Source organism: Microbacterium sp. (assembly GCF_047606685.1).
GTDB lineage: Bacteria > Actinomycetota > Actinomycetes > Actinomycetales > Microbacteriaceae > Microbacterium.
The window spans coordinates 1-20,776 of sequence record NZ_JASGEC010000041.1 but is presented as its reverse complement, the minus strand read 5'-3'; the positions used below and the strand labels follow the sequence as shown (position 1 = coordinate 20,776).

The window sequence follows — 20,776 nt, the reverse complement described above, 5'->3', positions numbered from 1 at the left end:
GTGGCCGGATGCCGACGACCAGTCGCCGCGCGCGACGTCGGGCGCGGTCGCGCCGCCGGCCGCGAGGGCCTCGCGCCATCCCCTCTCCCGCTCGGCGGCAGCGAACGAGCCGGACGGCCCCGCGACGTGGTGCACCGTTCGGTGTCCGAGCGCGAGCAAGTGCTCCGTGGCCGCGCGCGCGCCGCCGGCGTGGTCGGTCTCGATGACGGCGAACCGGTCGTCGGGGGGCGAGTCCACGACGACGAGGGCCGGCTCGGTGGGCGAGGCGACGCCGCGCGCCAGCGTCGTCGCCTCGTTGAGCACGACCGCACCATCGACGCCCTGTTCGCGCAGCCGCTCAAACGCCGCGGAAATGTCGCCGCGCTCGCCGAGCGTCACGACCACGAGCGCGTACGAGCGGGTGGCCGCCGCATCCGCCACCGCCTGCACCATGCGCGAGTTGCCCACGCTCGCGAGCGTTTTGGCGACGACTCCGATCGTCTGCGTGCGGCCCGTTCGCAGCGCGCGCGCGGCGCGATGCGGACGGTACCCGAGCTTCGCCATGGCAGCCTCGACGCGGGCACGCGTGCCCGCGTCGACGCGCGGGCTCCCATTGACAACCCGCGACACGGTCTGCCCGGAGACGCCCGCGAGCGCGGCGACATCCGCCATCGACACTCGCCGCTCCGCCACCGTCGTCTCCCTTCTCTTCCCACGTCGCGTGTCACACAAGGCTCGGGCGCCGGCGACGACAACCCGCAGCTTCCCTGACAGGCTCCGCGAGCGGCGGGTGTGTTGACGCTAACACACGCCGAACGCTACCATGTTGACGTGAACACACCCTCGACGCCTCCCGTGGAGCTCGGCGCGGGGGTCGTGAAGCGCGCGACGCGACTCGCCGACGGCCGCGAGCTGATCTACTACGACGACCCCGGCACCGAGCTCGGCTCCGAGCGCCGAGTGGACGCGCGCGTGCTCGACGCGCGCCCGGAGACCGCGACGATGCGGCTCGACGCGCTCACCGGGGACTGGATCACGGTCGCCGCGAACCGTCAGAACCGCGTCATGCTGCCCAGCGCCGACCTCGACCCGCTCGCCCCGCAGACGGCGGCCAACCCGAGCGAGATCCCGTCGCGGTACGACGTTGCCGTGTTCGAGAACCGCTCGCCCGCGTTCGGACCCGCCCTCGCCGACCCTGCCCGCGCGCGCCTCGAATGTCGGAGCATCGCGCCAATGTCGGAGGATTCGGGCGAAATGCTCCGACAACCCGACGAATCTCCGACATTCGCGGCGGCAGCCGCGCCGGCCGCCGACCCGCCGCGCGGGCTGGACGACCTGGCAACGCCCGGGCTCGGGCGCTCGCGCACGAGCGTCGGCCGGTGCGAAGTGGTGTGCTTCAGCCCCGAGCACGAGGGCTCGTTCGGCACGCAGACCCCGACCAGGGCGCGCACCGTGATCGAGGCGTGGGCCGACCGCACCGCCGCGCTGTCGGCGCTGCCGGGCGTCGAGCAGGTGTTCCCGTTCGAGAATCGCGGCGAGGCGATCGGCGTGACCCTGCCCCACCCGCACGGGCAGATCTACGCCTACCCCTACGTCACGCCGCGAACGCGACGGCTGCTCGATGCGATCGACCGGTCGGGGCCCGACCTGATGCAGCGCGTGCTCGAGTTCGAGCAGGCCGCCGAGCGTGTCGTGCTGCGCGGCGAGCACTGGACCGCGTATGTGCCATTCGCGGCACGCTGGCCCGTCGAAGTGCACCTCGTGCCCCACCGGCACGCGCCCGACTTCGCCGCGCTGTCGCCCGCCGAACGCGACGAGCTCGCTCCCCTGTACCTCCGCCTGCTGCGCGGCGTGGACGCCCTCTACGACACCCCGACGCCGTACATCGCGGCGTGGCACCAGGCGCCCGTCCACGTCGGGCGCGACACCGTTCGCCTGCGCCTGGAGGTCACCTCCCCCCGTCGAGCCGCCGACAAGCTCAAGTTCCTCGCCGGCTCGGAGGCCGCGATGGGCGCGTGGACGGCGGAGATTCCGCCGGAGGCATCTGCCGACCGGCTGCGCGCGGCGATCGAGGACGTGGCCCCGTGAGCGCGGCCGAAGCGAACGAGCGAGCGGATGCCGCGGCCCGCCGCCTGCTGAACGAGCTCGCCGGGCGCGGCCCCGACGGCATATGGTCGGCCCCCGGCCGGGTGAACCTCATCGGCGAGCACACCGACTACAACGACGGGTTCGTGCTGCCGTTCGCCATCGACCGCAGAACATATGCCGCAATCGGCACACGACGCGACACGCGTCTGCGTGTCGCGTCCACGCACGCCCCCGAGGTCGTCGAGGTCGACCTCGACGACCTCGACCGCCTCTTCCCGGCCCACTCCGGCACGGACGTGCCGGAGTGGGCCGCCTACCCCCTGGGCGTTGCGTGGGCGTTGCGCCGCCAGGCCGGCGCCGCCGGCGCGGGCGCCGACATCGCGATCGCGTCCGACGTGCCGGTGGGCGCAGGCCTGTCGTCGTCCGCCGCGATCGAGGGCGCGGTGGCGTCCGCTCTGGGCGAGGTGTGGGGGCTCGGCCTCGACCGGGTGGCCCTCGCGCGCGCCGGCCGCGTCGCCGAGAACGACGCGGTCGGCGCGCCCACCGGGATCATGGACCAGATGGCCTCGATGCTCGGCCAGCCCGACGCCGCCGTGTTCCTGGACTGCCGGTCGCTGGAGACCGACATCGTCGAGCTCGGCTTGGCGGCCGCTGGGCTGGAGCTGCTCGTGGTCGACACACGCGTCGCGCACGCGCACTCCACCGGCGGCTACCGCGAGCGCCGAGCGGCGTGCGAGCGGGGGGCCGCGGCGATGGGCGTGACGGCCCTGCGCGATCTCACCGTCGACGACCTGCCCGAGGTCGCCGCGCGCGTCGACGACGAGACCTTAAGGCGCGTGCGGCACGTCGTGACCGAGAATCAGCGTGTGCTCGACACTGTCCGCGCGCTCCGCAGCGACGGGCCGCGCGCGATCGGCGCGCTCTTGCGCGCGTCGCACGCCTCGATGCGGGACGACTTCGAAATCTCGGTGCCCGAGCTGGACGCCGCGGTCGACGCAGCCATCGCGGCCGGAGCGATCGGCGCGCGCATGACCGGCGGCGGGTTCGGCGGCGCCGCGATCGCTCTGGTCCCTCGAGAGGACGCGGCCACGGCGGCAACCGACATCACGCGAGCGTTCGCCGCATCCGCATTCCGTCCTCCCCACGTCTTCACCGTCGTCCCCTCCGCCGGCGCTGCTCGCGACGCCTGACGGGTAACGATTCGGCAACGGCCCCTGCTGGGCGAATCCTTCAACGGGATAGGTTTTCACCAGCCTCGGCGACCCCCCGCCGAGGATTGTCGAAGGAGACAAACATGAAACGAATCCGTCCCCGCATCGCGATCGCATCCGTGGTCGTGCTCGCTGCCACCACGATCGGCGGCTGGAGCGCCGCCGCCGCTCAGGTCCCGACTGGCGCGGCCGAACTGCACCGTGGCCACCAGGACAAGACGGTCACCATCTACCTCACCCGGCACGGGCAGACGATCCTCAACACCCTGGAGCGGGTGCAGGGCTGGATCGACTCGCCGCTGATGGTGGGCACGAGCGCGGATGGCTCGGTGCTCGATGCCCGCATCCTGCCGCAGACGGTCGGCAAGAACCTGCGCGCCCGCGAGGGCAAGATCGACGCCGCGTACTCGGCCGACATGAAGCGCCACTTCGAGACGGCCACCTACATCCTCAAAGGCGCGAACCAGCGCCTGAAGGTGACGCAGGATGCCGGGCTCCGCGAGATCAACTTCGGAAAGTACGAGGGCGCGGAGAACAAGGAGATGTGGACGGCGATCGTCGAGCACATGGGCTACACCGTCGACCACGACGCCGACGCGACGGCGCCGGTCGACGCCACCGGGCAGAACGGCGGCTGGCAGACCATGCAGCTGCTCGCGATCACCGAGCAGGGCCTGAAGGCGATGATGTCGGCAATGAAGGAGATCGCCGAGGAGCCGAGCGAAGACACCAGCATCGCCTTCCCTGCCGAGGACTGCACAGACGTCAGCGACCGGATGATGGACTCGCTCAACAGCATCGCGCGCAAGGCCGTGCGCGACAACGACAAGCGCGTGCTCGTGGTCTCCAGCGGACTGTCGATCACGTGCGCGATCGACTCTCTGGGCACCACGGTGACCAGCGGGATCTCGAACGTCGCGGTGAGCGAGCTGCAGTACAAGAACGGTCAGTGGACCGTCAAGTCGGTGGGCGACACGAGCTACCGGCAGTAGCCCCGCCTCACCCGCGGAACACAACGAGACCCACAGCCTGGCTGTGGGTCTCGTTGTGTGCGGCGGGCCTCGTGAGGCCCGTCGTCACGCCTGTTGGGCCTGCTGGGCCTGGGCGACAAGGGCCTCCAGCTCCGCGCGCGGCAGCGCGAAGCCCTCCAGGCGGTTGACCGGGAAGTTTCCGACCAGCTTGACCAGGTCGTTCTCGGTGCCGTATTTCTCGTCCAGCGCCGCCTGCAGCGGAGGGCCGACGATCGCGTTGGAGAGCAGCTCCTCGAACGACGAGCTCATCGAGACCGGGAGCTCGACCTCGTCGCCGGCGACCTGGACGCTGGCCTGCGTGCGCAGGTCGCGGCTGGAGGCGCCGACGTCGATCGTGTAGTCGCCGCCCTCGACGATCCAGCTGTCCACTCGGATATCCCAGTACGCCAGCTCGTCGCGGCGCAGCGTCAGCTCGACCTGCTTGGTCTCGCCCGGCTCCAGCGGCACGCTCGCGAACGCCTTCAGCTCGCGCGGCGGGCGCTGCACCTTCGACCCCGGCAGCGACGTGTAGGCCTGCACGACCTCGTGGCCGGCGACATCCCCGGTGTTGGTCACCGGCACCGTCACGACGACGTCGCCGCTGTCGGCGACGGCCGCCGACGCCTGGCCATACTCGAACGTCGTGTACGACAGGCCGTGGCCGAACGGGTACTGCACGTCCAGGCCCTTCGCGTCGTACCAGCGGTAGCCGACCAGCAGCCCCTCGCCGTAGCGGACGTGCCCGAACTCGCCGACGAAGTTGCCGTACGCGGGGGTGTCCTCGAGGCGCTGCGGGATGGTCTCCGCCAGTCTGCCGGACGGGCTCACCACGCCGTAGAGCACGTCGGCGGTCGCGCCGCCGCCTGCCTGGCCGAGCAGCCACCCCTCCAGGATCGCCGGCACGCGGTCGGCGAACGGCAGGGCGACGACGCCGCCGTTGGAGAGCACGACGACCGTGCTCGGGTTGGCGGCCACGACGGCGTCGACGAGCTCCAGCTGCGCCGACGACAGGTCGATGTGGTCGCGGTCGAAGCCCTCCGACTCCTCCTCCGACGGCACGCCGAGGAAGACCACGGCGACGTCGGCGGCCCCGGCGGCGGCGACCGCCTCGGCGCGCAGCGCCGCGGCATCCCCGCTCCCGTCGAGCGTGAACCCGGCGGCGTACGAGACCTCGCCCTCGGCCAGCTCGCGGATGCCGTCGAGAGCCGAGTCGAGCCGCGTCGGGTTGATCTGCGACGAGCCGGCGCCCTGGTAGCGCGGCGTCTCGGCGAAAGCGCCGATCACGGCGACATTCGTGTCGCGGCTCAGCGGCAGCAGCGGACCCTGAGCCTGTCGAAGGGCGTCGTTCTTCAGCAGCACAAGCGCGCGGCGGGCCGCCTCGCGGGCGAGCGCGTGGTGCGCGTCGACATCGAGCGGGCCCGCGATCGCCGGCCGCGCCTGCGCCTTGCGCAGCATGTCGAGCAGTCGCGCGACGACCTTGTCGAGGTCGGCCTCGTCGAGGCGCCCCTCGCGCACCGCGGCCACGATCTGGGCGTCGGTGCGGCCTCCGCTGGATGGCATCTCCAGGTCCATGCCCGCCACGATGCCCGCGACGCGGTCGTTGACCGCGCCCCAGTCGGACACCACCATGCCGGTGTAGCCCCACTCGTCGCGCAGCACCTGCGTGAGCAGCCACGGGTCTTCCGACGTGTACACGCCGTTGAGGCGGTTGTACGAGCACATCACCGTCCACGGCTGGGTGTCCTCGACGACGCGCTTGAAGGCGCGCAGGTAGATCTCGCGCAGCGGCCGCGGGTCGATGTCGGCCGACACGCGCACGCGGTCGGTCTCCTGGTTGTTGGCCGCGAAGTGCTTGAGCGACGAGCCCACGCCCTTGGACTCGATGCCGCGAACGAGGCCAGAGCCCATCACGCCGGAGACGATCGGGTCTTCCGACATGTACTCGAAGTTGCGCCCACACAGCGGCGTGCGCTTGATGTTGACGCCTGGGCCGAGGGCGATGGCCACGTTCTCGATGGCCGCCTCCGTGCCGATCGCGGCGCCGATGCGCTCGGCGAGCTCGGCGTCGAAGGTGGCGCTGAGCCCGACCGCGGGCGGGAAGCACGTGGCGGGGATGCTGTCGGCCAGCCCCAGATGGTCGCTGGCGCCGCCCTGTTTGCGCAGTCCGTGCGGCCCGTCGGTCATCATGATCGACGGGATGCCGACTCGCTCGATGGGCTTGGTGGTCCAGAAATCAAGGCCGCTGGTCAGCGCCGCCTTCTCCTCCAGGGTGAGCTCGGAAAGCTCGGGAATGCCGTCGGTCATGGGCTGGGACTCCTTCGTCTGTGAGCGACACGCTCTCAGCAATTTCGCAGAAATGCTTGTCTCGGAAACCATAGCGGTCTAGGTTTTCCTCTGACAAGGGTTGGCGGCCGCATGTTTGCGGTGACCCGGACCCCCCACCAAGAGCCCGCCAAAGGAGGCAGGTATATGAGTAACGTCAGCGGTTCAGCCGCAGGCAATCCCTCTGGGATGACAGCCGCAACAGCAGCGGTGCGCGAGCACCACTGGTTCAAGGAGCCAACAGAGCCAGCACCGAAGAAGTACGTCGCTTGGCTGCTCATCGCGCAGCTGTTCTTCTTCGTCGCGCTGCTCGGCCCTGCGATCATCGGTATCGGCATCAAGATCAACTCCCTCGTGGAGGCCGGAGCCATTCCGACGGATGGCGCCACCGGCGCCGCCGGTGTGCTCGGCGGTGTCGGCGCGCTGTTCGCCACGATCGCCAACGTGATCTTCGGCAAGGTCTCCGACCGCACCACGTCGCGCTGGGGCCGCCGTCGCATCTGGATCGTGCTCGGCACGATTATCATGACGTTCGCGTTCGTGATCATGGCGCTCGCGCCCGACCTGCTGTGGGCGACTGTCGGATGGGCGCTCGCGCAGCTCGGCGCCAACATGACGTTCGCGCCGTTCATCGCGACGATGGCCGACCACGTGCCGAAGTTCCAGCGTGGCAAGATCACTGCGGCCATCGGCATCATGCAGAACATCGGAATCCTGGGCGGCACGTACGTCGCCGAGTTCTTCCAGGACCAGCTGTTCATCATGTTCGTCGGGCCGTCGGTGCTCGCGATCGCCGCGATGATCATCTTCGCTGTCGTGCTGCCTGACCAGGTGCTTCCGGAGAAGCCCCCGCGCCAGACGTTCAAGGAAATGGTCCAGACGTTCTGGGTGAGCCCGCTGAAGTACCCGGACTACGCGTTGGCGTGGTGGTCGCGCTTCCTCATCACCTTCGCGAGCTTCGGCTTCAGCACCTTCCGGTTCTTCTACCTGCAGGTCCACGTGGGGATCCCGCAGGACGACATCCCGTCGGTGATCTCGCAGAGCGTGCTGATCTACACGGTCGCGCTCATCATCGTCAGCTACGCCAGCGGCTGGCTGTCGGACAAGCTCGGTCGACGCAAGGTCTTCGTCTGGACCTCGACGGCCCTGTACGCCTTCGGCACCTTGGCGCTGATCTTCGTGCACGACGTGCCGACCTTCCTGCTCCTGGAGCTGACGCTCGGCATCGCGTACGGCATGTACGTGGGCGTCGACATGGCGCTGGTGATGGACGTGCTGCCCAACCCGGACGACTCCGGCAAGGACCTCGGCGTGTTCAACATCGCCAACGCCCTGCCGCAGACGTTCGCTCCGATGATCGGCGCGATCATGGTGTACATCGGCGACCCGACCGGAAACAACTACGGGTTGTGGTTCTCGATCTGCGCGGCGGCGTGTCTGGTGGGCGCGCTCGTGATCTTCCCGATCAAGAAGGTCAAGTAGCAACGACGGCGGGGCGGATGCCGGCCGGGGTCGCAAGGCCCTGGCGGGCATCCGCCCCGCCTGCACCATCCGTCCGATTCCGCACAGTGAGCGAGCGTTTCAGCGTGAACAACCGGGGTCCGTATGCCAAGGGGCGAGAGCGGCGCGAAGAGATTCTGAGCGTCGCGCTCGAAGTGGTGGCCGAACGCGGATGCCGCAACGCGTCCAACCGCGAGATCGCGCGCCGTGTGGGGCTCAGCCAGGCAGGCCTCATGCACTACTTCGGCTCCCGGGAAGAGCTCTACATGGCCGTGCTGCAAGCGCGCGACCTCCGCGATGAAGCCCGCTACTGGAATCCCACACCCGACTTCCGCGGCATCCTGGGCATCATCGAGAACAACACGCGCGTGCCGGGCCTGGTGCAGCTGTACGTGGAGTTCTCCGCGGAGGCGAGCATCGGCAAGCACCCCGCCCACGGCTATTTCGTCGAGCGCGCCGCGGCGGTGCACGAGCATTTCGCGCTCTCGGTCCGCGCCGCGCAGGACTCCGGCGAGTTCGGCCCGCACATCGACGCCGACGAGGCCGCCGACCTCGTCATGGCAGCCGCCGACGGACTGCAGCAGCAGTGGCTCATCGACCCGTCGGTCGACATGATCTCGCGCCTGCGCCACTTGTGGACGGCGCTTGCCGCCGACTCGCATCTCGCGAAATCTTGATCTGATTCGGTTTTCGAGGCATACTCCGAAGGCCGGGCAACGAGGCCCGCGGAAACGAAAGCGCCTCCCATGACCGAGAACAGCCCCTGGGCCACACCCGAGACCGAGGAACGCGTCGAGGCGATCCTCGCGCGAATGACGCTGGATGAGAAAGTCGCCTTCGTCACCGGCGAGGTGAACTGGAACTACGGCTTCTACGCGCGGCCGCTCGAGCGCCTGGGGCTGCCCGCGCTGCACATGGCCGACGGCCCCGCGGGCGTGCGCATCAACAAGGGCGACGTGCACGAGGGCAAGGCCACGGCGCTGCCGGCGCCGCTCGCCCTCGCCGCGACCTGGGAGCCGGACACCGCGCACGCGTACGGCGCCGCCGTCGGCGCCGAGTGCCGCTCGACCGACCACAACGTCTCGCTCGGCCCCGCGGTCGACATCGCGCGCGTGCCCGTGGGCGGTCGCACGTTCGAGTCGTATGGCGAGGATCCCGTGCTGACGTCGCGCATCGGCGTCGCGTTCGTGAAGGGCGTGCAGGAGCAGGGCGTGCAAGCGTGCGCCAAGCACTACGCCATCAACAACCAGGAGGACCACCGCTCGTCGGTCGACGCCGTCATCGACGAGCGCACGATGCGAGAGCTCTACCTGCCGCCGTTCGAGGCGCTCGTGCGCGAGGCCGGGGTGGCGTCGATGATGGCGTCGTTCAACCGCGTCAACGGCGAGTTCGCGTGCGACAACGCCACCCTCTTGCGCGACATCCTGCGCGACCGGCTCGGATTCCGCGGCTGGATCATGAGCGACTACGGCGCCAACCACTCCTCGGCGACCTCGGCGAACGCCGGCCTCGACCAGGAGCAGCCGGGCGAGGGGTACTGGGGCGCGCAGCTGTGGCACGCGTGGAACAACGGCGAGGTGTCCGAGGAGACGATCGACGAGAAGGTCCGCAACATCCTTCGCCCCCTCGTCGGCCTCGGCCAGCTGGAGAACCCCGTCAGCGTCGCCGAGTTCGACGCCGACGCGCACCACGAGCTCGCCCAGCGCGTCGCCGAGCGCTCGATGGTGCTGCTGCGCAACGACCCCCTCCGACCAGCCCAGGGTCCGTTGCTGCCGCTGCAAGGGGTTGCCAAAGTCGCGCTCATCGGCCCCGACGTGGACGCGATCAGCGCACAGGGCGGCGGCAGCTCGCAAGTGCGCGCGACGAAGGGCGTCTCGCCTCTCGAGGGCCTGCGCAATGCCCTCGGCGACGATGTCGAGATCACGACCGCCTACGGCTCCGACCCGGTCACGCCGGGCGCCCTGCTGCCGGGCCCGGATGCCGTCCCGTCGAGCTTCTTCCGCACGCCCGACGGCGAGCGCGGCCTGCACGCGGACTTCTGGACGAACACCGACTTCGCCGGCGACCCGTTCCTGACCCGCGTCGAGGCGCCGATCGAGCTGAACCTCGGGTTCCACAACTTCCCCGGATTCAACGCCGGATCGGCGCGCTACGAGCGCTTGCCCGGCGAGCTGAACGGCCGGCTGTCGGTGCGCTACACCGGCACGCTCACGGTTCCCGTCACGGGCGACTACGAGTTCGTCGTCACGAGCCTCGGCAGCTACCGGTTCTCGCTCGGCGGCGTGGCCCACACGTCGGCGGCGCGCGACGACAACACCGCGGACGGGGCCGCCACGATCGTCCCCCTCGCCGGATCGGGCTCCGCTCCCGGCGAGGGCAGCGGCTACGCCGGGAGCGGCTACGCGGGCAGCGGCGGCATCGACCAGGGCGGCACGGGCGACGGCATCCCCGCCCTCGACACCGTCACGTTCCCACTCGAGGCCGGCACGCCGTACGAGTTCGTGTTCGAGTACGCCGCCGACGACCCGTCGCAGGGCAACCTCATCGGCGCCCGGGTGCGGCTGGGCTGGACCCCGCCGGAGGGCGTGTTCGCCCCCGAGGTGGAAGAGGCGGCCGACCTGGCGCGCGACGCGGACGTCGCCGTGGTCGTCGTGCGCACGTACGAGGCCGAGGCCGACGACCGCCCGCACATGCGGCTGCCGAGCGGCCAGGACGACATGGTCAAGGCAGTGCTGGCCACCGGCACCCCGACGGTGCTCGTGCTGATGACAGGCAGCCCCGTCGACCAGAACAACTGGGGCGGGCAGCCCGCCGCGCTCGTGCAGGCGTGGTTCCCCGGCCAGGCGCAGGGCGACGCGCTCGCACGCGTGCTGACCGGCGCGGCCGAGCCGGGCGGCCGACTGCCGCTGTCGTTCCCGCAGCGGCTCGAGGACACCCCGGCGGCCGACGCGCGCACCTACCCGGGCGTCGACGGCCGCGTGCACTACGACGAGGGCGTGTTCGTCGGCTACCGCTCGGCAGCCACGCCCGCCTACCCGTTCGGCCACGGCCTCACGTACACGACGTTCGCCTACTCCGACCTCGACATCCGCCCCGGCGACGGCGACGCCGTCGCGATCGCCTCGGTCACCGTCGCCAACACGGGCGGGCGCGAGGGGTCCGAAGTCGTGCAGGTCTACGTCGGCGAACTGCCCGCTCCCGTGCCGACGCCCGCGAAACAGCTGGCCGGGTTCGCCAAGGTGACGCTCGCGCCGGGCGCGACAGAGCGCGTCGAGGTGGCGATCCCCCGCCGCGCGGTGTCGTACTACGACGTCGACAGCCACGACTTCGCCGTCGCTTCCGGCGACGTGGACGTACTGGTGGGAGCGTCGTCCGCCGACATCCGCCTGCGAGGCTCGATCACGGCAGAATAGTCGTGTGACTGCACCGGCGTATCTCGATTCCTCCCTGGCCGTCTCCGAGCGGGTCGCCGACCTCCTCTCGCGGATGAGCGCGGCCGACAAGGTGGGGCAGATGCTCCAGCTCGACGCGCGCGACGACCTCGACGACCAGGTGCTGCGGATCCACGTCGGCTCGATCCTGCACACCTCGCCCGAGCGGGTCATCCGCGCCCACGAGCTGACCGAGCAGACCGAGCTGCGCATCCCGCTCCTCATCGGCGAGGACTGCATCCACGGCCACTCGTTCTGGGAGGGCGCGACGATCTTCCCGACTCAACTGGGCATGGCCGGCTCGTGGGATGCCGGACTGCTCGAGCGCGTGGCGCGCGCCACCGCGGTCGAGGTCTCCGCCACCGGCGTGCACTGGACGTTCTCGCCCGTGCTGTGCATCGCCCGCGACCTGCGCTGGGGGCGCGTGGGCGAGACCTTCGGCGAGGATCCGTTCCTTATCGGCGAGCTCGCGTCCGCCATGGTGCGCGGCTACCAGGGCAGCGGGCTGTCGGACGACACCGCGATCCTCGCCACCGCGAAGCATTTCGCCGCCTACTCCGAGACGCAGGGCGGGCGGGATGCCAGTGAGGCCGACGTGTCGCCGCGCAAGCTGCGCTCGTGGTTCCTGCCGCCGTTCGAGCGCGTCGCGCGGGAGGGGTGCCGCACGTTCATGCTCGGCTACCAGAGCATGGACGGCGTGCCGATCACGATCAACGAGTGGCTGCTCAGCGACGTGCTGCGCGGCGAGTGGGGCTACACCGGCACCCTCGTCACCGACTGGGACAACGTCGGCCGGATGGTGTGGGAGCAGAAGGTGCAGCCCGACTACGCGCACGCCGCCGCGGCGGCCGTGAAGGCGGGCAACGACCTCGTGATGAACACGCCCGGCTTCTACGACGGGGCGCTCGAGGCGATCGAGCGCGGCCTGCTCGACGAGTCCGACCTCGACGCCGCCGTGGAGCGCCTGCTCACGGTGAAGTTCGAGCTCGGGCTGTTCGAGAACCCGCGCCGGCCCTCGCGCGAGCGCATCGAGGCGAGCATCGGCACCGCCGAGCACGCCGCGCTGAACCTCGAGGTCGCCCGGCGCAGCCTCGTGCTGCTGCGCAACGACGCCGCCGGGCCGGCTGAGGGCCCGCTGCTGCCGCTCCCCGTGAGCGCCGGCGCCCGCCGCATCGCGGTCGTCGGACCGCTCGCCGACGACGCGCAGGAGCAGCTGGGCGACTGGGCGGGAGGCTCGGGGCAGGCGGGATGGCTCGACAGCCAGCCGCGCGAGATGATCACCACTGTGCTCGACGGGCTGCGCGAGCGGGCGCCAGAAGGGTGGACTGTCACCCACGTGGCCGGCGCGGGAATCGCCACGTTCGCGGAGCACCCGGACGGCCCGACCTACCCGGACGGCCAGCCGCGGCCGCCGGTGCTGACGCCGGTCGCCGTCGACCCGCAGCAGCTCGCCGACGCGGTCGCCGCCGCGCAGGACGCCGACTACACCGTCGCGGTGGTCGGCGACTGCATCCCGCTCGTCGGAGAGATGCGGTCCACGGCCACGCTCGAGCTCATCGGCGGGCAGATCGCGCTGCTGGAGGCCCTCGCCGAGACGGGGACGCCGCTGATCGTCGTGCTCATGGCGTCGAAGCCCCTCGTGCTGCCGCCGGCGGTCGACAAGGCCGCCGCGCTCGTGTGGGCAGCCAACCCCGGCATGCAGGGCGGCCGCGCGATCGCGGAACTGCTGCTCGGCGAGATCGAGCCATCCGGCCGCCTGCCGATCTCGTTCGCGCGGCACGTCGGCCAGCAGCCGATCTACTACAACCAGGTGCGCGGCCAACACGGCGACACGTACGCCGACTTCACTCAAGACCCCGCGTTCGCGTTCGGCGAGGGGCTGTCGTACACGCGCGTCGAGTACGAAGACCTGACCATCGCGCACGACCAGCTCGGCACCGACGACACCCTGCACGCCGAGGTCACGGTCCGAAACGTCGGCGAGCGCCCCGCGCGCGAGACGGTGCAGGCCTACGTCAGCGACCGCGTCACGTCGGTGAGCTGGGCCGACCAGGAGCTCAAGGCGTACCGCCAGGTCGACCTCGCGCCGGGCGAGCAAGCGCGCGTGGCGATCGACATCCCGGTCGCCGACCTCACGCTCGTCGACGCGCGCGGGCGCCGGGTCGTGGAGCCCGGCGAGTTCGAGCTGCGCGTCGGCCGGTCCAGCCGGTCGCGCGACCAGGTGGTGGCCACCTTCACCGTCGAGGAGCAATGACATGCCGTACCTCACCGTCGGGGCCGAGAACTCGGCCGACATCCGCCTCTTCTACACCGACCAGGGCGCCGGCCAGCCGGTCGTGCTGATCCACGGCTTCCCGCTGAACGGGGAGTCATGGGGCAAGCAGCAGCGCGCTCTGCTGGCGGCCGGGTACCGCGTGATCGCCTACGACCGCCGCGGGTTCGGCGCGTCGACGAAGACCGGCTCCGGCTACGACTACGACACGTTCGCGGCCGACCTCGACGCGCTGATGGAAGGGCTCGACCTCAACAACGCCGTGCTCGTCGGCTTCTCGATGGGAACCGGTGAGATCGCGCGCTACCTGTCGGCGCACGGCAGCGACCGGGTCGCCAAAGCCGTCTTCATCGGGTCGCTCGAGCCCTACCTGCTGATCACCGACGACAACCCCGACGGGGCCGGGCCGCAAGAGTTCTTCGACGGCATCGCCGCGGCCGTGGCCGACGACCGCTACGCGTTCCTGACCGGGTTCTTCGCCGATTTCTACAACCTCGACGAGAACCTCGGCTCGCGCATCTCGCCGGAGGCGCTGGAGGCCAGCGTGCAGGTCGGCAACCAGGCGGGGAACACGGCCATCGCCGCCGCCCCGCTGACGTGGCCGACCGATTTCCGCGCCGACATCCGCGCCATCGCCGACCTCGAGGTGCCGAGCCTCATCGTGCACGGCACGGCCGACAACATCCTCCCCATCGACAAAACCGCGCGGAAATTCGCCGCCCTGCTGCCCAGCGCCGCCGTGGTCGAGATCGAGGGCGCGCCGCACGGGCTGCTGTGGACCCACGGCGACGCGGTCAACGCGGCGCTGCTCGAGTTCTTGGGATGAACGACGCGGTCTGCCGCACGGCGGCCGGTGCCGTGCGCGGCGTGTGGCGGGGCGCCCCCGGCCGACCCGGGGCATCCGCCGCCTTCCTCGGCATCCCCTTCGCCCGCCCGCCAGTGGGGCCGCTGCGGTTCGCGGCGCCGGCGCCGGTCGAACCGTGGGAGGGCGTGCGCGACGCGGTCGCGTACGGCGCGACCCCGCAGCGGTGGATGTCGCCGGGCCCCACGCTGATCCCCGAGCCGTCGGTGCCAGGCGAGTCGACCCTCAACGTCAACGTGTTCACCCCGCGGCCGGGCGACGAGTCGGCCGCGCTGCCGGTGCTCGTCTTCATCCACGGCGGCGGGTACGTGTCGGGCTCCCCCGCGAGCCCGTGGTACGACGGCCGCGCGTTCAACCGCGACGGGGTCGTGACCGTGACCGTGTCGTACCGGCTCGGATTCGACGGCTTCGGCTGGATCGACGGGGCGCCGCAGAATCGCGGCGTGCTCGACTGGATCGCCGCCCTGGAGTGGGTGCGTGACAACATCGCCGCCTTCGGCGGCGACCCCGGCAACGTGACGATCGCCGGCCAGTCGGCCGGCGGCGGCGCCGTGCTGCGCCTGCTCGCGCTGCCCGCCGCGCAGGGCCTGTTCCGCCGCGCGCTCTCGTCGTCGGGGGCGGTCGCCGACATCCCGGCCGAGCGCGCGCGGGAGACCTCCCGGCGCCTCGCTGCCCGGCTCGGCGTGGCGCCCACGCGCGACGGGTTCGCGACGGCGGCCGAGAAGCAGATCGAGAAGCTGCAGGTGCCCGCCGCCGCGTCCGGGGCGAAGGGCATCGCCGCCGCGCGGGCCGCCCTGCTGGCGCCTGTGCCGTACGGCCCCGTGCTCGACGGCGATACCGTCCAGCACCCGACCGTGGAGTCGCTGGCCGCCGGCGTCGGCGCCGACAAGGCTCTCGTGCTCGGCTCGAACGACGACGAGTTCACGGGGGTCACCCGGGCCTACCGCGATCGGCTGCGGTTCGTTCCGCCGGCTCTCGCGCTGGCGCTGGTCGGGGAAGGCGCGCACGCGCGCGCGTACGTGCGCGCGAACCGCGGCCTCGGCGACACCGCGGCGGTGCTCGGCCGTTTCGTGACCGACCACGTGTTCCGCTCGCTCGTGATGCGTGTGGCGGCCGCGCGCGGCGCGGCGCCGACGTGGGCCTACCGCTTCGCGTGGCGCTCGCCCGTGCGCGGAGACATGGCGCTGCACTGCCTCGACGTGCCGTTCTGGTTCGACTGCCTGGGTGACGAGCACGTCGCGGGCATCGCCGGCGACAGCCCGCCGCAGTCGCTGGCCGACCACATGCACGCCGCGGCGGTCGCCTTCGCGCGCGACGGTGACCCGGGCTGGCCGGCGTGGTCGGTGCGGCCGGGGCTCACGCGCGTGTTCGGGGCGCCGCCATCCACTCCCGTCCTCTTGCCCGACGGGTACGCGAGCGTGCGCGCGCTGGTGTGAGGCCGGCCACGCTGCGGGCGTCAGGACAGCGCCGGGATCACCTGCGACTCGAACAGGTCGATGCCGGAGTGGTCGTAGGCCGCCTCCGGGAAGTAGTGGATGGCGTAGCCGAGCCCGTGCTCCTCGTGCTCGCGCAGCCGCTCGACGATCTGCTCGGGCGTGCCCACCAGGGCGCTGCCGGAGCGGTACTCGGCCATCAGGGCGTCGACGTCGTCGCCGAGGTGAGGGGCGACGCGCGCCGCGATGGCGTCGAGCCGGTCGGCGACCTCTGACTCGGTCTCGCCGACCACGGTGTTGAAGTTCGACGACCGCGTGATGGTCGCGAAATCGCGGCCGATCGCGTCGCAGTGCGCGCGCAGCACGTCGCTCTTGTGGTCGAAGGCCTCGAGCCCGCCGGCGAAGTTCGTGTAGGTCGCGTGCTGCGCCGCGATGCGGAGGGTGACCTTCTCGCCCCCGCCCGCGATCCACAGCGGGATGCCGCCCGCTTGCAGCGGCTGCGGCTGCACGATGGCCCCGTCGACCTGGTAGTGCGCGCCGTCGAGCGTGGCCGTGCCGGTCTCCCACGCCTGCCGCATGATCTCGACCCCCTCGCGCAGCATGCCCAGGCGCTCGCCGATGCCGGGGAACCCGTACCCGTAGGCGAGCCATTCGTGCTCGTACCAACCGCCGCCGATGCCCATCTCGGCGCGCCCGCCGGAGACGACGTCCACGGTGGCGGCGACCTTCGCCAGGTAGGCCGGGTTGCGGTAGCCCATGCACGTGCACATCTGGCCGAGGCGCACGCGGTCGGTGGACGCGGCGAACGCCGCCATCAGCGTCCACGCCTCGTGCGTGGCCTGGTTGCTCGGCACCGGGCGGGTGTGGAAGTGGTCGTAGACCCACAGCGACTCCCACGGGCCCTCGTCGGCGCGCTGCGCGAGGTGGCGCATCACCCGCCACTGGTCGGCGGGGTCGATGCCGACGAGGTCGAAGCGCCAGCCCTGGGGGATGAAGGTTCCGAATCGCATGGGCCCGATCTTACGGCCCGCTGTGCTGCGAGGCCGTGCTGTTCGCGCGTCAGCCCAAGGCGATCACGCGGGCGTGCGGCATCCGCGCCCGCATCACCGCGATCGCCTCCGGGTTGTCGTCGACGAGCACCGCCTCGCGCCCGAGCGCCGACGCGACCGCGCCGGTCGTCCCGCTGCCCGCGAAGAAGTCGAGCACGCGGTCGCCGGGCCGGGAGGACGCCTGCACGATGCGGCGCAGGATGCCCTCCGGCTTCTGCGTCGGATAGCCCGTCTTCTCGCGGCCGGCCGTGGGCACGATGGTGTGCCACCAGACATCCGTCGGCAGCTTTCCGCGCGCCGCCTTCTCGGGGGTGACCAGGCCCGGAGCCATGTAGGGCTCGCGGTCGACGGCCGCGGAGTCGAACCAGTAGCGCGCCGGGTCTTTCACGTACACGAGGATCGTGTCGTGCTTGGTGGGCCAGCGCCGCAGGGTCTTGCCGCCGTAGTCGTAGGCCCAGATCAGCTCGTTGAGGAAGCTGTCGCGGCCGAACACCGCATCGAGCAGCACCTTCGCGTAGTGCGCCTCGCGGTAGTCGAGGTGCAGGTACAGCGTGCCGTCGTCGGCGAGCAGGCGCCACGCCTCCGCCAGCCGGGGCTCGAGGAAGCCCCAGTAGTCGTCGAACCGGTCGTCGTACGCGCGCAGCTCGCCGCGCAGCCGCTCGTAGTCCCGCCCGTGGAACCCCTGCCGCACGACCGCGCCCCCCTGTCCGTGAGACTCCACCTGAGCGCCGAGAACGTGGTTCTGCCCCGCGGTCTCGGCGCCTGTATGGAGTCTCACCGTCTCGGCGGGGGCGGGACGCGCGGTCTCGATCGCGCGGGCCTGGGGGCGGCCGGTGTTGAACGGGGGGTCGAGGTAGATCAGCGTGAAGGAGGCATCCGGCAACGCCGCCAGCACGTCGAGGTTGTCGCCCTCGTGGATCGTCACGCGGCCGCCAGGAGCGTCGGCGCTCATGGGATGCGGCGCAGCCACGCGTCCGTCGCGAACTTCGACTCGACCAGCGCCTCCGCCTCGGCGTATTCCTCTGCGGTTATATGGCCGTCTGTTGCGCCGTAGAGCTGGACGAACGTGTCTTTCAGCCGCGTCATGATCTGCTGGCGCGGCAGTCCCGACTGGCGGCGCAGCGGATCGACGCGTTTGGCCGCCGACGTCGTGCCCTTGTCGCTGAGCTTCTCACGGCCGATGCGCAGCACTTCGGCCATCACCTGGCCGTCCATGTCGTAGCTCAAGGTGGCGTGGTGCAGCACCCCGCCGCCGGCGAGCCGCTTCTGCGCGGCGCCGCCGATCTTGCCCTGCGGCGAGGCGATGTCGTTGAGCGGCTGGTACACCGCGTCGATGCCGAGCGAGCGCAGCGCCTGCAGCACCCAGTCGTCGAGGAACGCGTACGAGTCCGCGAAAGTCATCCCCGACACGAGGGATGCCGGAACATACAGCGAGTACGTGATGATCTGCCCCGCCGCCATGAGCATCGCGCCACCGCCGGAGATGCGCCGCACGACGTCGAACCCGTGCTTGGCGGCGTTCTCGGCGTCGACCTCGTTGCGCAGCGACTGGAACGAGCCGATCACGACAGCCGACTCGTTCCACTCCCACAGCCGCAGCGTGGGCGTGCGCCGCCCGTCGCCGACGCGCTTCGTGAGCACCTCGTCGAGCGCGAGGTTCATACGGGGAGACACGGCCTGTTCGTGCACGACCTCCCACGCGAAGTCGAGCCAGCCGGCGGCCGTGGCGAGGGCACGGCGCACGGCGGTGCCGACCGACTCCGGAGTGAACCCCAGCAGCTGGGCGTCTGCAGGCAGGGCCGCCCGCACCGCAGCGGCGATCGCGGCCGCATCGGCGTCCACCGGCATCCCGTTCACCGCCGCGTCGATCGCGTCCAGCGCGTCGTCGGGCTCGAGGAAGAAGTCGCCGGCGAGGCGGAACTCGGCGATGCGTCCGTCGCGCTCCTCCAGGTCGACGACGACGAGCTTTCCACCCGGGACCTTGAACTCACCGTGCATGACGCCCAGCCTAGGCCGCGTCCCACCTGCTAGGGTTGCCAAGCGGCATCCGAAGCCGCTGCGTCGTCGATACGCTTCCTGGCCGGTTTCCCAAAGCCCGCCGCGTCTCTTCTCGAACGGCGAAACGATGCGCCCCGCCGGGCGCCGTCGCCATCCCGCACCGCCGCGCATCCGATCGCCCGCGTGCACTCACGAAAGCAACCATGTCTTCCTTCACCTCTCTCGGCGTGCCCGACAAGCTCGCCGTCGTCCTCGCGGCCTCCGGCAAGTCCGAGCCGTTCCCCATCCAGCGCGACACGCTGCCCGACTCGCTCGCCGGGCGCGACGTGCTCGGTCGCGGCCGGACCGGCAGCGGAAAGACCATCGCGTTCGCGCTGCCGCTGGTCGCCCGCCTCTCCGGCGACCGGGCGGCCCGTCGCCAGCCCGGCCGGCCCCGCGGTCTCGTGCTGGCGCCCACGCGCGAGCTCGCGACCCAGATCGTCGCGACGATCGCGCCGCTGGCGGATGCCGCGGGCCTGACCGTCACGACGATCTTCGGCGGCGTCAGCCAGAGGCCGCAAGAGCAGGCGATGCGGCGCGGAGTCGACATCGTCGTCGCGTGCCCCGGCCGGCTCGAAGACCTCATGAAGCAGCGGATCGTCGACCTCGGCGCCGTGGAGATCACGGTGCTCGACGAGGCCGACCACATGGCCGACCTGGGGTTCCTGCCCGGAGTCACCCGCATCCTGGCCGCGACGCCGCAGGGCGGGCAGCGGATGCTGTTCAGCGCAACGCTCGACCGCGGCGTCGACGCGCTCGTGCGCCGCTTCCTGCGCGACGAGGTGCGCCACGAGGTCGACGAGGCGAGCGTCCCGCAGGGCGTGATGACCCACCGCGTGCTCGTGGTGCCCGACGCCGACGAGAAGACCGCCCTCGTGCGCCACCTCGCGTCCGGCCGCGGCCGCCGCATCCTCTTCACCCGCACCAAGCACCAGGCCAAGAAGCTCGCCAAGCAGTTGACCGCCGCCGGCATCCCGTCCGTCGATCTGCACGGCAACCTGTCGCAGAGCGCGCGCGAGCGCAATCTGGCCGCGTTCGGGAAGGATGCCGACAAGGGCGGCGTGCGCGTGCTCGTCGCCACCGACGTGGCCGCCCGCGGCGTGCACGTCGACGACGTCGAGCTGGTGGTGCACGTCGACCCGCCGGTGGAGCACAAGGCGTACCTGCACCGCTCGGGCCGCACCGCGCGCGCCGGCGCCGAGGGCGTCGTGGTCACCGTGGCGCTGGACGCGCAGCGGCGCGAGGTGAACGACCTGCTCGGAAAGGCGCGGATCGCCGCCCCCGCCGAGCGGGTGTCGGCCCAGTCCGCCGTCGTCGGCGAGATCGTCGGCGAGCCGGCTCCGCGCGTGGCGGCCGCCGCCGCGCCGGAAGCACGCCAGCCCCAGGGCGGCGGCCGCCGCCTGCAGCAGGGCCAGGGCTCTGCACAGCGCCAGGGCGGCGCAGGCCGCCAGGGCGGCCGCGGGCAGCGCTCCCGCTCGGGCGGGCCGCAGGCCGAGCAGCCTGGCCGGCCGTCGGGCGACCGATCGGGCCGGCCGTCTGGCGACCGGTCCGGTCGGCGCGGCGGCGAGCAGTCCGCGGAGCG

Annotated in this window: 15 protein-coding genes; 10 read left to right on the top strand and 5 right to left on the bottom strand. The window is 71.5% G+C overall.

Annotation, left to right across the window (positions count from 1 at the left end):
- Window positions 1-651 (bottom strand): LacI family DNA-binding transcriptional regulator (locus QM611_RS04315; protein WP_415078672.1); only part of this gene is annotated, 651 nt, incomplete at its 3' end.
- 159 nt (window positions 652-810) lie between these two features.
- Here QM611_RS04315 and galT point away from each other — a divergent pair.
- The 3 genes from galT to QM611_RS04300 all read left to right on the top strand — a co-directional run bounded on the left by galT (window position 811) and on the right by QM611_RS04300 (window position 4,270).
- Window positions 811-2,067, top strand: coding sequence for a galactose-1-phosphate uridylyltransferase (galT, locus tag QM611_RS04310; RefSeq protein ID WP_415078671.1), 1,257 nt, complete (start codon window positions 811-813; stop codon window positions 2,065-2,067).
- Window positions 2,064-3,257 carry a galactokinase gene (gene galK, locus QM611_RS04305; RefSeq protein WP_415078670.1) on the top strand — a complete coding sequence of 398 codons (1,194 nt, stop codon included), beginning with the start codon at window positions 2,064-2,066 and terminating at the stop codon, window positions 3,255-3,257. Before galT ends, galK begins: the two co-directional genes overlap by 4 nt.
- 104 nt (window positions 3,258-3,361) lie before the next feature.
- A complete protein-coding gene (locus tag QM611_RS04300; RefSeq protein WP_415078669.1) occupies window positions 3,362-4,270 on the top strand; it encodes a histidine phosphatase family protein in 909 nt (302 codons plus the stop codon).
- Window positions 4,271-4,354: 84 nt separating this feature from the next.
- Here the strand turns inward: QM611_RS04300 and QM611_RS04295 are convergent, their stop codons facing one another.
- A complete protein-coding gene (locus tag QM611_RS04295; protein WP_415078668.1) occupies window positions 4,355-6,592 on the bottom strand; it encodes a beta-glucosidase family protein in 2,238 nt (745 codons plus the stop codon).
- 207 nt (window positions 6,593-6,799) lie between these two features.
- Between QM611_RS04295 and QM611_RS04290 the strand changes: the two genes are divergently transcribed.
- The 6 genes from QM611_RS04290 to QM611_RS04265 all read left to right on the top strand — a co-directional run bounded on the left by QM611_RS04290 (window position 6,800) and on the right by QM611_RS04265 (window position 16,111).
- Window positions 6,800-8,092, top strand: coding sequence for an MFS transporter (locus tag QM611_RS04290; protein ID WP_415078667.1), 1,293 nt, complete (start codon window positions 6,800-6,802; stop codon window positions 8,090-8,092).
- A 104-nt stretch (window positions 8,093-8,196) separates the two neighbouring features.
- Window positions 8,197-8,787 carry a TetR/AcrR family transcriptional regulator gene (locus tag QM611_RS04285; RefSeq protein WP_415078666.1) on the top strand — a complete coding sequence of 197 codons (591 nt, stop codon included), beginning with the start codon at window positions 8,197-8,199 and terminating at the stop codon, window positions 8,785-8,787.
- 69 nt (window positions 8,788-8,856) lie between these two features.
- Window positions 8,857-11,523, top strand: coding sequence for a glycoside hydrolase family 3 protein (locus tag QM611_RS04280; protein ID WP_415078665.1), 2,667 nt, complete (start codon window positions 8,857-8,859; stop codon window positions 11,521-11,523).
- A 4-nt stretch (window positions 11,524-11,527) separates the two neighbouring features.
- A complete protein-coding gene (locus QM611_RS04275; RefSeq protein WP_415078664.1) occupies window positions 11,528-13,795 on the top strand; it encodes a glycoside hydrolase family 3 N-terminal domain-containing protein in 2,268 nt (755 codons plus the stop codon).
- A gap of 1 nt (window position 13,796) precedes the next feature.
- Entirely contained in the window at window positions 13,797-14,639 is an 843-nt protein-coding gene (locus tag QM611_RS04270; protein ID WP_415078663.1) for an alpha/beta fold hydrolase, read from the top strand.
- The gene (locus QM611_RS04265; RefSeq protein WP_415078662.1) at window positions 14,636-16,111 is read left to right on the top strand and encodes a carboxylesterase/lipase family protein; all 1,476 of its coding nucleotides are present in this window, start codon (window positions 14,636-14,638) and stop codon (window positions 16,109-16,111) included. Before QM611_RS04270 ends, QM611_RS04265 begins: the two co-directional genes overlap by 4 nt.
- 20 nt (window positions 16,112-16,131) lie before the next feature.
- On the opposite strand, the gene QM611_RS04260 is transcribed toward QM611_RS04265, so the two are convergent.
- Genes QM611_RS04260 through QM611_RS04250 form a run of 3 tightly spaced genes read right to left on the bottom strand, consistent with a single transcriptional unit; the run spans window position 16,132 to window position 19,155 of the window.
- Window positions 16,132-17,118: an LLM class F420-dependent oxidoreductase gene (locus QM611_RS04260; protein ID WP_415078661.1), complete on the bottom strand. Its 987-nt coding sequence runs from the start codon at window positions 17,116-17,118 to the stop codon at window positions 16,132-16,134.
- 49 nt (window positions 17,119-17,167) lie between these two features.
- Complete coding sequence (locus QM611_RS04255; protein ID WP_415078660.1) at window positions 17,168-18,109, bottom strand: DNA-methyltransferase; 942 nt, start codon at window positions 18,107-18,109, stop codon at window positions 17,168-17,170.
- Window positions 18,106-19,155 (bottom strand): biotin/lipoate A/B protein ligase family protein, encoded by a 1,050-nt coding sequence (locus tag QM611_RS04250; RefSeq protein ID WP_415078659.1) that lies wholly within the window; start codon window positions 19,153-19,155, stop codon window positions 18,106-18,108. The genes QM611_RS04255 and QM611_RS04250 overlap by 4 nt, the downstream gene beginning before the upstream one ends.
- Before the next feature lie 203 nt (window positions 19,156-19,358).
- Between QM611_RS04250 and QM611_RS04245 the strand changes: the two genes are divergently transcribed.
- Window positions 19,359-20,776, top strand: a 1,418-nt coding sequence (locus tag QM611_RS04245) for a DEAD/DEAH box helicase (protein WP_415078658.1), incomplete at its 3' end; no start/stop codon positions are given.

Bases quoted from the DNA above. Each gene is read 5' to 3' on its own strand.
- QM611_RS04300 (WP_415078669.1), top strand. From the start codon at position 3,362: ATGAAACGAATCCGTCCCCGCATCGCGATCGCATCCGTGGTCGTGCTC.
- QM611_RS04295 (WP_415078668.1), bottom strand. From the start codon at position 6,592: ATGACCGACGGCATTCCCGAGCTTTCCGAGCTCACCCTGGAGGAGAAG.
- QM611_RS04290 (WP_415078667.1), top strand. From the start codon at position 6,800: ATGACAGCCGCAACAGCAGCGGTGCGCGAGCACCACTGGTTCAAGGAG.
- QM611_RS04280 (WP_415078665.1), top strand. From the start codon at position 8,857: ATGACCGAGAACAGCCCCTGGGCCACACCCGAGACCGAGGAACGCGTC.
- QM611_RS04270 (WP_415078663.1), top strand. From the start codon at position 13,797: ATGCCGTACCTCACCGTCGGGGCCGAGAACTCGGCCGACATCCGCCTC.
- QM611_RS04265 (WP_415078662.1), top strand. From the start codon at position 14,636: ATGAACGACGCGGTCTGCCGCACGGCGGCCGGTGCCGTGCGCGGCGTG.
- QM611_RS04260 (WP_415078661.1), bottom strand. From the start codon at position 17,118: ATGCGATTCGGAACCTTCATCCCCCAGGGCTGGCGCTTCGACCTCGTC.
- QM611_RS04255 (WP_415078660.1), bottom strand. From the start codon at position 18,109: ATGAGCGCCGACGCTCCTGGCGGCCGCGTGACGATCCACGAGGGCGAC.
- QM611_RS04250 (WP_415078659.1), bottom strand. From the start codon at position 19,155: ATGCACGGTGAGTTCAAGGTCCCGGGTGGAAAGCTCGTCGTCGTCGAC.